1 protein-coding gene is annotated in these 16,540 nt (G+C 45.7%); it reads left to right on the top strand.

The features are described 5' to 3' along the window. Positions 1 to 26: 26 nt before the first annotated feature. Positions 27 to 16,535, top strand: a complete 16,509-nt coding sequence (locus MSG35_RS06110; protein WP_282449830.1) for an Ig-like domain-containing protein — start codon at positions 27 to 29, stop codon at positions 16,533 to 16,535. The last annotated feature ends 5 nt before the right edge of the window (positions 16,536 to 16,540 follow it).

Below are 16,540 nucleotides of genomic sequence, written 5' to 3' on the forward strand. Positions count from 1 at the left end.
AGCGAAAATGGTTTTTAGGGGTTGATATGGACATTACAGCATTGAATTTGACCGGTGCTCTTGCATTGGGTCAACGCATTGTTATTTCAGTGGACGGCACGGTTAGAGTGCTCGAAGAGGGAGAGCCTCTTCAGGCTGGAGATGTAACTCTTGAGTCTCAAAATGAACCTAATGAACCTCAGGTATCAGTTAAGCGTTTTTCACCTGAAGACGGTGAAGTTGAACTAGACCAAGATATCGCAAATATCTTTGCCGCATTAGAAGAAGGTGAAGACCCTACTGAGTTAGGAGATGAGTTCGCTACCGCTGCTGGTCAAAACGGTTCTAGTCTAGCAACTAGTGGAACCGTAGAGCGTGATGGCGAAGAGACAATCCCTGGTACTGAGTTCATCACTACGGGTTTTGAAGCACTAGGCATGTCTCGAACTCAAAGCTTAAGCCTTCTAGAGCAATTTCGTTTCGCACAACAAGAGCCAATTTTTGTAGACCTTTCTTTTAGCGCGCTTGAAGATGCACTAAGTGCATCTGTTCCAGAAGATACTTTGTTAAGCGGCCAGTTAACTGCGACCGATGCAAATAATGACCTTCTTACCTTCTCAGTTGAATCGGGTCCTTCTAACGGTAGCCTTACCCTAAATGAAGATGGCTCTTGGCAATACACTCCAGATGCAAACTATAACGGCCCAGATAGCTTCCAAGTTATCGTGACGGATGAAACTGGTCTGACAGACACGCTAACTGTCACAATTGATGTTACGCCAGTGAATGATGCGCCAGTAGCAGAGCCTGAGGACCGTTCCTTATTAGAGGACCAGGTTATTAGCGGTATCATCAATGTTACGGATGTAGATCAACCTGTAGGTGAACCACTAGTGTTTACTGCGGACACCTTAGTTGAAGGACTAACTTTAAACGAAGACGGTAGTTATGAATTCGATGCGTCTTCTTATGATTATCTATCTGAAGGTGAAGAACTAAAGATTGAAGTACTAATCACAGTAACTGATGACCAAGGTACAACTGATACAACAACACTAACTATCACAGTCACAGGCACTAATGACCTTCCAATCGCAAACGCCGACACTGGTGCAGTTCAAGAGAACAGCACAGTAACCGTTGATGTGTTGGCTAACGACACCGATTTAGATGATAGCGCGACCTTTACCTTAGACAGTGTGAGCTCAGACAAAGGTCTGGTGACCATCGTTGATAACAAACTTGTGTTTGAAGCGACTGGCGAAGATTTTGATCACCTGCCAGTAGGTGTAACAGAGCAAGTTGTGGTGACGTACACGATGAGCGATGAAAGTGGCGAGCCAATCACATCGACCGCGACTATTACTGTCACCGGTACTAACGATCTCCCAATTGCTAATGCAGACACCGGGGCAGTTCAAGAGAACAGCACCGTAACCGTTGATGTGTTGGCTAACGACACCGATTTAGATGATGGTGCGACCTTTACCTTAGACAGTGTGAGTTCAGATAAAGGTTTGGTGACCATCGTTGATAACAAACTTGTCTTTGAAGCGACTGGCGAAGATTTTGATCACCTGCCAGTAGGTGTAACAGAGCAAGTCGTGGTGACGTACACGATGAGCGATGAAAGTGGCGAGCCGATCACATCGACAGCTACCATCACTGTCACCGGCACTAACGATCTCCCAATTGCCAATGCAGACACCGGGGCAGTTCAAGAGAACAGCACCGTAACCGTAGATGTATTGGCCAACGACACAGATTTAGATGATGGTGCGACCTTTACCTTAGACAATGTGAGCTCAGATAAAGGTCTGGCGACCATCGTTGATAACAAACTTGTCTTTGAAGCGACTGGCGAAGATTTTGACCACCTGCCAGTAGGTGTAACAGAGCAAGTCGTGGTGACGTACACGATGAGCGATGAAAGTGGCGAGCCGGTCACATCGACCGCGACTATTACTGTCACCGGTACTAATGACAAAGCGGTCATCAGTGTGAGTGACCCGCAGAGTGCTGATATTGTTGAGTTGGGTATTGATGCTCAAGGTGATGAGAGTGGTAATAGTTATGCAGAAGGTCAGCTGAGCGTTGTAGATGCCGATCAAGGTCAAGAGAGCTTTAACGAGGTAGATAGCGAGAAATTGCAAGGTAAGTACGGCATATTTACCTTTGATGAATCAACTGGCGATTGGACTTACACACTGAATGATTCTAAAGCTAATAAGCTAGACCAAGGTGATACGTACACAGAAAGCTTGTTAGTGACATCACTTGATGGTACCGATAGCTACGAAATACAAGTAGAGGTGTTGGGCAGCAACGATGCGCCAACCGTGGGCGATACACTGACGAAGACCACCCATGAAGACGCACCAGAGCAAACCCTGAACCTACTTAAAGGCGCAGATGACGTGGACGCGGACGCGACCTTGTCGATTGCTGACCTAGATACCTTACCTGCAGGACTATCGCTTGCCGCGGACGGTTACACGCTTGTGATTGATCCAAGTGCCTTTAACTATTTGGCCGCGGGTGAGAGCGAACAGATTGTTCTCAATTACAACGTCGTGGATGGCTTAGGTGGTGTTACATCACAAACGGCGACGATTACGGTGAATGGCCGTAATGACAAAGCGACTATCACGGTAGACGGAGAGCAAGATAGCAGCGTTGTTGAAGCGGGTATCGATGTAGATGGAAACCCAATCGGTGATGTTGCGGCGGGCGGCACTCTGAAAGTCGAAGACCCTGATCAGGGTGAAAGCACCTTCCAAGAAGTGGCCGACGCTAAACTAGCGGGTAAATACGGCACCTTTGAGTTTGATGACGCCACGGGCGAGTGGAGTTACTCCCTGGATGATACGAAAGCAGACAAGCTTGATGCTGGTGATACATACACTGAAACGCTAGTCGTTAAATCTGCGGATGGTAAGACGAAGCATGAAATTACGGTCGAAGTGAAAGGCAGCAACGATGCGCCAACCGTGGGTGAGCAGTTGATGAAGACGACTCACGAAGATGCTTCAGAGAAAACCTTGAACCTACTCAAAGGTGCGGACGACGTTGATGCGGATGCGGATTTGTCGATTGCTGACTTAGGTGCGTTGCCAACAGGACTATCGCTTGCCGGAGATGGTTACACTCTTGTGATTGATCCAAGTGCCTTTAACTATCTGGCAGCGGGTGAGAGCGAACAGATTGTTCTCAATTACAACGTCGTGGATGGCTTAGGTGGTGTTACATCACAAACGGCGACGATTACGGTGAATGGCCGTAATGACAAAGCGACTATCACGGTAGACGGAGAGCAAGATAGCAGCGTTGTTGAAGCGGGTATCGATGTAGATGGAAACCCAATCGGTGATGTTGCGGCGGGCGGCACTCTGAAAGTCGAAGACCCTGATCAGGGTGAAAGCACCTTCCAAGAAGTGGCCGACGCTAAACTAGCGGGTAAATACGGCACCTTTGAGTTTGATGACGCCACGGGTGAGTGGAGTTACTCCCTGGATGATACGAAAGCAGACAAGCTTGATGCTGGTGATACATACACTGAAACGCTAGTCGTTAAATCTGCGGATGGTAAGACGAAGCATGAAATTACGGTCGAAGTGAAAGGCAGCAACGATGCGCCAACCGTGGGTGAGCAGTTGATGAAGACGACTCACGAAAATGCTTCAGAGAAAACCTTGAACCTACTCAAAGGCGCGGACGACGTTGATGCGGATGCGGATTTGTCGATTGCTGACTTAGGTGCGTTGCCAACAGGACTATCGCTTGCCGGAGATGGTTACACTCTTGTGATTGATCCAAGTGCCTTTAACTATCTGGCAGCGGGTGAGAGCGAACAGATTGTTCTCAATTACAACATCGTGGATGGCTTAGGTGGTGTTACATCACAAACGGCGACGATTACGGTGAATGGCCGTAATGACAAAGCGACTATCACGGTAGACGGAGAGCAAGATAGCAGCGTTGTTGAAGCGGGTATCGATGTAGATGGAAACCCAATCGGTGATGTTGCGGCGGGCGGCACTCTGAAAGTCGAAGACCCTGATCAGGGTGAAAGCACCTTCCAAGAAGTGGCCGACGCTAAACTAGCGGGTAAATACGGCACCTTTGAGTTTGATGACGCCACGGGCGAGTGGAGTTACTCCCTGGATGATACGAAAGCAGACAAGCTTGATGCTGGTGATACATACACTGAAACGCTAGTCGTTAAATCTGCGGATGGTAAGACGAAGCATGAAATTACGGTCGAAGTGAAAGGCAGCAACGATGCGCCAACCGTGGGTGAGCAGTTGACGAAAACGACTCACGAAGATGCCTCAGAGAAAACCTTGAACCTACTTAAAGGCGCAGGCGACGTGGACGCGGATGCGACCTTGTCGATTGCTGACTTAGATAGCTTGCCAACAGGACTATCGCTTGCCGGAGATGGTTACACTCTTGTGATTGATCCAAGTGCCTTTAACTATTTGGCCGCGGGTGAGAGCGAACAGATTGTTCTCAATTACAATGTCGTGGATGGCTTAGGTGGTGTTACATCACAAACGGCGACGATTACGGTGAATGGCCGTAATGACAAAGCGACTATCACGGTAGACGGAGAGCAAGATAGCAGCGTTGTTGAAGCGGGTATCGATGTAGATGGAAACCCAATCGGTGATGTTGCGGCGGGCGGCACTCTGAAAGTCGAAGACCCTGATCAGGGTGAAAGCACCTTCCAAGAAGTGGCCGACGCTAAACTAGCGGGTAAATACGGCACCTTTGAGTTTGATGACGCCACGGGTGAGTGGAGTTACTCCCTGGATGATACGAAAGCAAACAAGCTTGATGCTGGTGATACATACACTGAAACGCTAGTCGTTAAATCTGCGGATGGCAAGACGAAGCATGAAATTACGGTCGAAGTGAAAGGCAGCAACGATGCGCCAACCGTGGGTGAGCAGTTGACGAAGACGACTCACGAAGATGCCTCAGAGAAAACCTTGAACCTACTTAAAGGCGCAGGCGACGTGGACGCGGATGCGACCTTGTCGATTGCTGACTTAGATAGCTTGCCAACAGGACTGTCGCTGGCTGCGGATGGTTACACTCTTGTGATTGATCCAAGTGCCTTTAACTATTTGGCCGCGGGTGAGAGCGAACAGATTGTTCTTAATTACAACGTCGTGGATGGCTTAGGCGGCGTAACACCACAAACGGCGACGATTACGGTGAATGGCCGTAACGACGACCCAGTAGCGATTGATGACACATATGAAACTCATAGTGAGACGCTGCTCTTCTCTGAGTCCTTTGAAAACATGACAAACACAGGTCGTTGGACAGTAGTAACTGGCGACGAACTAGGTGATTGGGAAGCAACAAATGGTCTAGAGATTCAGCGTGACGGTCTCATAGCTGACGCGACAGACGGTGACTACCTCGCTGAACTTGATGCTCATCAAAATACCTCGATCACAACAAGCATTAATACGTCAGACCAAGATAGCGTGCGTGTTGAATTTGATTACAACCCTCGACGAGACGGTAATTCATCTTCTGACATGACGTTTAAAGTCGGTGACACGTTAGTTACTGTTCACGCAGATGGATCTCTATCGGGTGCCGACGGACTTAATGTCCAAATAGGGCAACCTGACGCAAATGGTTGGTATAAGATCACGGCTGAGTTCGAAGTCCAAGGGGACGTTACGGACCTTACATTTGCAGGCGCTGGAGCTTCAGATAGCTACGGTGCGTTGTTAGATAACATTACAGTGACAGGTATTAATCAATCTAAACTTGTTACTGCTGAAGACACGTCTATCACGATTTCTTTTGATGAATTGTTAGCGAATGATACTGACATTGATGGTGATGAGCTCTCAATTGTTGTGGGTTCAATTACCTCCGCGACTAATGGTGAGCTGTTTGTCGACTACACAAACAATACAATTACATTCACACCGGATACCGACTATAACGGCGAGGCAACTTTTAAATATAAAGTGACCGATGGGAACGGTGGGGAAGACGAAGCAGAAGTTACGCTTAATATCACTCCTGTGAACGATGCACCAGTGCTGACAGGCGATTTGGCGGCGGAAGTGGACGAGGCAGGCAGCTACACGATCTCGGCAGCTGACTTGGGTTATACAGACGTTGACGATACAGACACAGGCGTGACCTTCACGGTCGGCAACGCGAGCAACGGCACAATCTTAGTGAACGGCGTCGCGTCGAGCAGCTTCACGGTGGCGCAGTTGGCGGCGGGTAAAGTGACGTTTAAACATGACGGCAGCGAAACCACGTCGGCGTCGTTCGACGTTAACGTTGAAGATGGCAACGAAGATGGCAGCACACCGGTAGACAGCACGTTCAACTTGACGGTGACGCCAGTGAATGATGCGCCGGAGCTGACAGGCGATTTGGCGGCGGAAGTGGATGAGGCAGGCAGCTACACGCTCTCGGCAGCTGACTTGGGCTACACAGACGTTGACGATACAGACACAGGCGTGACCTTCACGGTCGGCAACGCGAGCAACGGCACAATCTTAGTTAACGGCGTCGCGTCGAGCAGTTTCACGGTGGCGCAGTTGGCGGCGGGTGAAGTGAGGTTCAAGCATGACGGCAGTGAAACCACGTCCGCGTCGTTCGACGTTAACGTTGAAGACGGCAACGAAGATGGCAGCACACCGATAGACAGCACGTTCAACTTGACGGTGACGCCTGTGAATGATGCGCCGGAGCTGACAGGCGATCTGTTGGGTGAAATGGATGAAGCAGGCAGCTACACCATCACGGCGGCAGATCTTGGCTATACGGACGTTGACGATACGGACACAGGCGTGAGCTTCACGGTCAGCAACGCGAGTAACGGCACAATCTTAGTGGACGGCGTCGAGTCGAGCAGCTTCACGGTGGCGCAGTTGGCGGCGGGGAAAGTGACGTTCAAGCATGACGGCAGCGAAACCACGTCGGCGTCTTTCGATATTAACGTCGAAGACGGCAACGAAGATGGCAGCACACCGGTAGACAGCACGTTCAACTTGACGGTGACGCCAGTCAACGATGCGCCTGTAGCCATTAGTGATTCTTACAAAAACGTTCAAGAAACCATATTGCTCACTGAGTCATTCGAAAATATGGCAAACCCAGCGGGTTGGACGGTTGTTTCTAAAGACCCATCAGAGGTATGGGACTTTACTAATGGTATAGAGATTGAGCGAGACGGCTTAATTGTTGATGCTACCGACGGTGATTTTTACGCAGAGCTAGACCCACATAAAAACACGGTGATGACGACATCAATTGATACGTCGGATCAAGACTCTTTGAGGGTAGAGTTCGATTATAACCCTCGCCAAGATGGCAACTCGTCGTCTGATATGACTTTTACTGTTGGGAATACAACTATTACGCTGCATGCGGATGGAACAGTGACTGCTCCAGAAGGCATTTCTGTAACACTAGATGGTCCGGATAACAAAGGTTGGTATCAAGTAAATGCTGAGTTTGATGTTAGTAGTGATGCTACTTTAATCGCTTTTGCTGGTGCGGGTAAATCTGATTCGCTTGGTGCGTTCATCGATAACATTACAGTTACCGGAATAGATGCACCCAAACTTATAACGGAAGAAGATCAGGCTCTTACTATTAGTGGTAGTGAGCTGCTAGCCAATGATTTCGATGTTGATGGGGATGACATAACCATCTTTTCTGTCAACGCAACCGATGCTACAAACGGTTCTGTTCAGCTGATAGATGGCAATGTCGTGTTTGAACCTAACCAAGACTTCAATGGTGAAGCGACTTTCGAATACACCATTGTTGATACTCATGGTGAAAAAAGCACTACGACAGTGACCGTTAATGTCACACCAGTAAATGATGACCCTATCGCGAACGATGATTCAAGAGCGTTAGGTGATAACCTGATCGTCAATGGTAGCTTTGAAGACTATGAATCGGTATCAAATGCCGGTTGGGGTTCTCGAATCGACCAACTAGATGGTTGGTCCTACGATGCAAGAACTGGTGCTTTAGATTCAGTTCAAGAAGGCTATGCTGTTGATGAAACAGATGGCGATCGTATGATTGATATGGAAGGTAATGGTGACAATGTAACCCTTACTCAACAAATTCGAGGTGTAGAAAGCGGTACCTTATACCAACTGTCTTTTGATACGGCAATGTACGAACGATTGCCAAGTGCTGAGCTTGAGGTCATTTGGAACGGCGAAGTTGTTGCTACGATCACCCCTGAAAGTAACGTAATGCAAACTCAGTCATTGGAATTATTAGGTGGGAGTGGAGATGGTTCAAATACCCTTTCATTTAGAGAAGTTGGCACTGAAGGCGACAAGAGTGGGACTTATCTAGACAATATCAAATTTCAAGAAGTGATTAAAAATCTTCAGACACAAGAAGATTTAACTTTCGATATCCCTAGTAGCGAGTTACTTTCGAATGATTCTGACGTTGATGGTGATACGTTAATCATTTTAGATAGTTTAGTGATTGATCCAACATACGGTCAGGTTGAGTTAGTTGAACTACAAGATGGTTCTCAAACCGTTCGTTACACTCCTGCGGATGACTTCAATGGTATCGCTACGTTTACTTACACAGTTTCTGACGGTAAAGGTGGTACTGATACCGCCGTGGTTACGATTAATGTCACTCCAGAAAATGATGCTCCAATATTTGTCAAAGATGGAGTGCCGATTGGCGAGACTGATCAAATAAGTGTATCGACTAAAGAGGATAACTCTGTATCTGGTAAGGTTACTGCAACCGATATTGACGACACTGACCTGACTTACACGGTGAGCCAACCTACAAACGGTAGTGTTGAGATCGACTCTGAAACGGGCGAGTGGAAGTACACTCCGAACAACGAGTTTGATGGAGATGATTCATTTGTTGTTACCGTGTCGGACGGCAACGGTGGTACAGATACGGTTGTAGTGAATGTTGATGTATTACCTGTTGCTGAGCTAACAATTACGGCTGGCCAACCAGTGATAGAAGCAGAAGATGCTTTCTTATCATTTGAAATCAACCTAGATGAGCTTGTTTCAGAGAACGTGGCTCTAGACCTGACTCTGGGACATGCAGATGATACTGCAACTAAAGGTGTCGATTACGAAGACAAGATCTACGTTAAAGATGGACAAGATTATAAAGCGCTTTCAGAGCAGGAGCTTGCCGATCTTATTATTGCTAGCGGCTCTGATAGCTTAGAAGTCTTCATCAAGGTTCTTGATGATAAATTGCTTGAGGGTGAAGAGACTGTAACTCTAAATGCTAGCTCAACTAGTGAGTTTGTTGAAAATGACAAACAGGACTCAGGTACAGCTAAGATTGTCGATGAGACAGATACAAACGACAAAGATACCGTTACAGTTGGCCTGACAGGACCTGATTCAGTTGTTGAGGGTGATAAGACAAGTCCATTTACGATTACGTTAAGTGAACAAGTGCCTGAAGATAGTGTGGTTACTCTTCAGTACTCTTACACAAACGCGAGCAATGAAGATATTGTTGAAGTTATAACTGTAAACGTAGACGCAAATACAAATACAGCGACCTTTGAGATTCAAACGGAACAAGACAACGAATACGAAGTTGGACAAGAGTTTAACGTTAGTGTTGTATCCGTAACTCAAGATGGTACCGATGTATTTGAGAAGCTAGATACGTCTAGCGCTGATAAAAATGTAGCTATTGACGATAGCCATGATAACCTGCCAAAAGCTGAAGACTTCTCTATTTCTCTCAATGCAGATGGCTCTTCGCAAGTTATTTTCGATACCGGGATGGGGACTATCGAAGGTGATGGTACAGACCATATTTCTGATAATGAAGATGATAACGATAATGACGCAGATACAAATCTCGGCGTGATCATCACAGAGCTGCCTGATTCAGGAACTCTTTATTATGTCGATGGTAATAACAAGGTTGAAGTGGTAGTTGGGCAGACGTATGCAGATCCTAACAACATCGTTTATGAAGATGACCAAGAATCAACAGGCTTCTTCTTAGGTGTTGATGATACATCCACATTAGATAAAGGCCCTCATAGCACTGCAGAGTTCCATAACTGGGGTGATGAAGTAGATGCGTATACTCGTGAACTGAAATTTGATAATGGTGATGTCGTCACAATTACCTCGGAAGGTCGAAATAACGTTGACGCTAAGCCTTTAGTACAAAACAACAGTCAGCAAGGCCATATGGGTTTCGGTATTGCATCGACTAATCGCGGTATTCACCAAGACGAGGCAATCAACATTGATTTATCTTCTCGTCCAGCGGACTCAGTAACGGTTGGTCTAAGTGGTTTGGGTGGCTGGTTTGCCCCAAATGCTGATGATAGTGTTCAATCAAGAGCTGAGATTACAGTCACCTTTGATTATGGTAATGGTGTCACAGAAGAACAAACCTTCCTTTATGATGACACCCACAATAATCAAAATGTCACGATTGTCGCTCCTGAAGGTGCTGAGATTGTTTCGGTGGAAGCAAGCACACAAGGACCAGGTAACTGGGAGCTGACTTCTCTTGAAGCTAAGGCGTCAGATTCATTCGAATATAAAGCAGTAGACAGTGATGGTAACGAAAGTGAAGTTAAGACAGTTACTATCGATAAGTCTGGTGACCTGAATGCGAATAACGATCCGCAAGGCTTCGAAGTTAAACTGGGTGAGTTCAGTGAAGACAATGACTCTCCATGGTCAGCCGAAGGCGCTGAGCTAAATGCTAGCTTCAATGGCCAAGATAAAGACTTCGCACACAGCGGCATTAAGATTGGTGTTGCCGGCAAAGTAGGTGGATTGGGCGCTCAGATTGAATATGATCGTGCAGAGCAGCAATCTGAGAAGTTTGAAATCAACTTAGATAGCCCTGCGACTCAGTTTACATTTTCAGTATCTAACTTGTTTAAAAACGAAGGTAATGACGGTGATTTCACTGATAATCATGAACAAGGCAGTTGGGTAGCGTACCTCAATGGCGTAGCGGTTGCAGGTGATACGTTTATTGCTGAAGACGGTAACAATAAAGGTACTTACGAAATAACACCGCTTGGTCCTGATGGTATTCCAATCGCGTTTGATACTGTGGTATTTGAAGCAACTGAGTATTCCAACCAAGCAACGCATGATAATGATGCATCAGATTACTTCCTAACTGGTTTTAAAGCCTCTAGTGAAGGCGCATATGCAGTGAATCAAGGTGGCATTCTTGAGATTCCAACATCGAAGCTTGCTGGCATTATCGGTTCTGAGCTTCTAAATAACGATATCGATTCAGATGGCGACAATCTACGTATTACCTATGTATACGGTGAAACGGAAGGTAATGCGTATATCAAAGACGGCATCGTATACTTTGATTTAACTGGCGATGACTTTGTCGGTGAAACAACGTTTAAATATCAGATTACTGATGATAATGGCCAAATCGCGAGTGCTGAAGTTAATGTTATCGTCAACCCTCTACCAACCCCTTCTAGTGTTGCGTCTGTAGACCTGCTAGCAGACTCAGTAGTTGAAGGTGATGAACTTGGCTTTAAAGTCACTTTGGATTCAAGTGCACTTGTTGAATCTGCGTTGGACGTTACTTTTGGTAAGAACACGGATGCTGCGAATGATTCAGGTGACGAAAAAGATCTCGACCTGAGTCTGGTTCGTTTTACTAATGGCGTCACCTATGATCAGCAAAGTGGAAAGCTGATTGTCCCAATTGGAGTGAAGGATTTTGCAATCTTGATTCCGACAATTGATGACAGTCTCCATGAAATCGCTGAAACATACACCGTGACTGTTGATGGTGAATGCGCAGTGGGTAGCATTACTGATAACGATGAAGCTCCAATTATCGATACAGTGAGCAACGCGGTTAATCCAAATAATGAACAAGTAATTGAAGGCGATGTAGCTGTCTTCACCGTGAACCTAGTTAACACAAGCAGTCAAGAGACTCAATTCGACTGGTCGTTAAACTCCGGTTCTGCCGAGCTCGGTGATAACAAAGATTTCACCGACAACGTAGAGTTCACTGAGGGAGTGACGCTTGTTAATGGTCAGCTTGTTGTGCCTGCGGGAGTAACGTCGTTTGACATCAAGGTACCAACTAACGAAGACGGCATTGATGAGTTAAATGAGAACTTCACGCTCGAAGTGGGTGGTAAGCAAGGTATTGCGACGATCATTGATAACGATGAAGCACCGCAAGCACAGGACTCACATGTCATTGGCGATGAGGCACAAGCCCAAGGTTCATCGATTACGTTTAAGTGGGCCGATTTCAATGTTTCTGACGCAGATTCTAGTGAATTGTCGATTGTTATCACTAGTGCTCCAGGTGCGGGTGATATGTATCTGTACAACGAATCTACTGATGAATGGGTTCTGTTAAATACTGAAACGATTGGTACAGGAGTATCAGTAAGCCAAGAGCAGATTGAACAAGGTTTCTTGATATTCAACCCAGTAAGCTATGAATCAAGTACATTAATGTCTGATGAAGAGAATGTAGCAACTGGCAATAATCAGCAAGATTATGCGGAGTTTAACTACCACAGTTCTGACGGCATCAACATCAGCTCTAGTACGACGATGTCGATTGATATTCGCCCTGATACGACACTTGCCAAGTTAGTTGTAGAAACACCAAATGTAGATTTAGATGAAGGTTTTAAGTTAGAGCAATGGGAAAACCTAGACTTTGATTACAACAATGGTAGCGGAGTGGCTCCAGACCTTGTTGAACAAGCAATCGAGTCTGCAGGTGTTGCCAACTCTTCAGAAGTTACACAGGCGCCAGACTTTGGCACTCAGAACTCTCCAGCTATCGAAAACATTTCGAGCAAACTTACTGGTTTAGTATTCCTAGTTGCTGGTGAGTCATACGTGTTTAGCGGTCATGCGGATGATTCATTTAGACTTGAAGTCGGTGGTGAAACCATGGCCTCTCAAACTTGGGGCGGAGGCGGTACCTATGAGTCTTCAGCCTTTGTACCATCGGCATCTGGTTGGTACACAATTACTGCATTCCACGACAACGAGGCTGGTCCAGGTAATGCCACTATCAGTGTCGCAGTTGGTGGTAATGAACCCGTAGACTTTAACACGGACAACTTCGATATTGTTCCTGATGTAAGTTCGCTTGAGGATAAAGTTAATATCGGGGCACAGGTTGAACATGAATCCTTAGAGGGTGGTTATTACCCAGCGTTCGATATTAATGAAGGGCTGGAAGATACCTTTATCAATGTCTCTAAGATCACTACGCAGCTTGTTGATACCGATGGTTCAGAGACGTTGAGACTCGTCGTGTCCGGTTTGCCTGAAGGTTCAATTGTTAAACTTGGAGATCAGGAGCTTGTTGTTAATGCTGATGGTGAAGTTGATATATCTGCTTGGTTAACATCAAATGGTACTGCCGAAACAGTGCTCGCTGATCTGATGATTCAGGTTGATGAGCCAGGCACTTATAGCGTTAAGATTGAAGCTATTTCAGACGAGATTGTCGGCGATACCAGTGAGATTTCGAATGGGGCCTTCGAGCTAATTGTCCATCCAGTACCTGTTGGGCCAGATGCTGAGAGTAAGGAAGCCTTTGGACAAGAAGATACTATTTTAGTGCTATCGATTGATGATTTTGGGATTGAGTCTGGCAACGATGTGGTGATAACTCATCAACCACTCGATGGAGCGTTGGTGATTAACCTTGGCACTGTTCAAGAGCCGAACTGGCAACCATTAAACTCGAATCAGATTACATCGGCTCAATTAACTTCAGGCGTGATAGGCTTTAATCCAGATGCTAACGAATCTGGTTATGACGGCTTCAATGTTGAAGGTGTAGGCAATAAATCGAATGACTACGCTGAAATTAAGTTCAAGGCTGTAAACGAGAATGGTACGTCAGAAGAGCATACGCTTACGGTAGATATTACGCCTGTGGCTGATGCTCCTGTTGTTACTATTACTATTGGTGATTTGAAAACAATTCGAGTGGAACCTAGCTTCGATACATCTGACGAACAGGCCATTAAAGATCTATTTAATAATGGCACTCTACTAGAAATGGGTAATACGGGTAATATTGTTGAGGGACTCACCTCTAGTGGAGACGTTATTAATAACGCTGATACTACTGATGATCGTACTGACAAAGATGATTTGTTTATAGCGAAAGATCAGCGCAATCCAGATGATGTAGCATTGTCTCCCATCCACTTTGTCGGTGATGTATCGGCGGGTACACAGGGAAGTGATACATTTATAGGAAGCGCTTATAACGACCACTTTGACGGAGGTATAGGCTCGATCGATGATCCTAACCAAGTGGACAGTGTTATTTATACAGGGGACATATCAGACTACGTTTTACGTTGGTTCCCTGCTGATGATCATAGTGAAGTTCCATATTGGATTGTTGAAGACAAACGTTTCATTGATACGGCTGACCAAGTAGGTGCTAGTGATAAAGAAGCTGGTGATCACCTTTATGAGATAGAGCAGATTGTATTCAAAGATACTATCGTGAGTTTGGACAATGAATCTGGCACTTATCAAATTCTAGAAGATCAAGTTCTACCGATTGATGTGTCAGTTGCGCTTGTTGATGTCGATGGAAGCGAGACCTTAAGCGACAAAGTTGAACTAACCGGGATTCCTTCAGGGTTGAAGCTAGAAATAGATGGAGAGGCTATAGAGCCAGTATCATCTGCGAATGGTGTTGCAACTTATGAGTTAGATATTGATGCTGCAGGTAACGTTCTTGGAGATGTACAGATTCGAGTACCTTCTGAGTACCAAGGCGACCTAGACTTTGAACTTAAGGCTACAGCAACTTCGGTTGAAGTGGATGGTACTTCGCAGGACAGTTATGCCACATCTTCTGCATCAGTCCGCAATCACAGTATATTAATGGGTGAAAGTGGATCTGATAACATCATTACTGATGAAAACAGTAACATTGTCATCGGCGACACATCAGGCTTGCAAATTATCCCAGGGCAGGACTACAACATCGCGTTTATTTTCGACACTTCCGGTAGTATGAAGGGTACGATTGCCGAAGCTAAGCCCGAATTGCAGGCGGCATTTGATAAGTTAGTTGAAAGTGCAGGCGGTGAAAACTCAGGTACTGTGAACGTGTTGCTAACACAATTTGAAACTAATGCGTCTCATGTCATTAGTATCGATTTGAGTTCAGCTAGCCCTAAAACTCAGTTTGAGAACGCCCTCAACACGATAATTGATGACAACTCAGGACGAACCAACTATGAGGCTGGCTTCGATTCTGCGATAGACTGGTTTAATTCACTACCAGATAATGACGCGACTAATCATTCGTTCTTTATCACTGATGGTGAAATTAACCAAGCAACAGAGGATGATTTGGACGATGATGAACTTGATCAGTTCTGGATGTATGCGGATAAATCTAAGGGTGAAGCTCTAAGCTTACAAGATATCCTTGGTTCCGATTTTGACCTAGCATCTTTGCAGCCATCAGGAAGCATAGAAGTAAATGGTGTTAAGGTTGTTGAATATAATAATGGTCATGGCCATAACCATGCGCACGTATATTCACCTTATTTAGATAACAATGGTAATCGCGTTAGGCTTGGTACGTTGAAAATTGATGGTAATGAGCTTGTATTTAGGGATAAATACAGCGCTTCCGATACAGGCAGCAATAAGGTGACCCCACAAGCCGTTCACATGTTTAATATTTTAGCTGGCTTGTCTGCGGTACAGGCTATTGGCCTTGGTGGTAATGTCGACAAAGACACCTTAGAAATGTTTGATACAGACAAAGTGGTTGACCACAACATCAAAGTTGAAGACCTTGCTGAAGCAATCGCTGGAGATACGGTTCAGGCTGTCCCGGGACAAGATACGATCACCGCACAAAGTGGTGATGACATATTGTTTGGTGATCAGCCAGTGCTGTTTGCTGATGACGGTTCGACAGAGCTAACGCTCCAAGAATATGTAGCTCAAAAACTCAGTTCGGGTTTAGCTGACGTTGATGCTAAGACGATTCATGATTACGTCACTAGTCACAAAGAAGAGTTCGGCACTGCGTCAGAAAACGATGCTGATGATGAATTGTCAGGTGGTGAGGGTAACGATATCTTGTATGGTCAAGGTGGAGATGACACTTTAGATGGTGGCTTGGGTGACGACTTCTTATTTGGCGGAGAAGGCAGCGATACGTTGACCGGTGGGGAAGGAGCAGATTTATTCGCCTGGTTAGACGGAGACTTAGATGGAAGCGCTGATGTCATCAAAGATTTTGATGTGAATGAAGGCGATAAAATTGACCTTTCTGAACTATTTGAAGAGCTAAACTCAACTGAAATCGATTCTCTTTTAGGTGATATTAAAGACTCAGTCTCATCTAATGGTAATGGTGGTTCTGTTGTTACCGTTACTAAAGGTGGTGATTCAGTATCGATTGAGTTTGAGGGAGTAGCGACGGATGACCTAGCCAACTACTTGTTTGACCAAAGTGGTCTAAAGTATACCGATGGGTAAATAAA

It is taken from the genome of Vibrio sp. 1CM23M (genome assembly GCF_023161755.1).
Lineage (GTDB): Bacteria > Pseudomonadota > Gammaproteobacteria > Enterobacterales > Vibrionaceae > Vibrio > Vibrio coralliirubri.

Bases quoted from the DNA above. Each gene is read 5' to 3' on its own strand.
- MSG35_RS06110 (WP_282449830.1), top strand. From the start codon at position 27: ATGGACATTACAGCATTGAATTTGACCGGTGCTCTTGCATTGGGTCAA.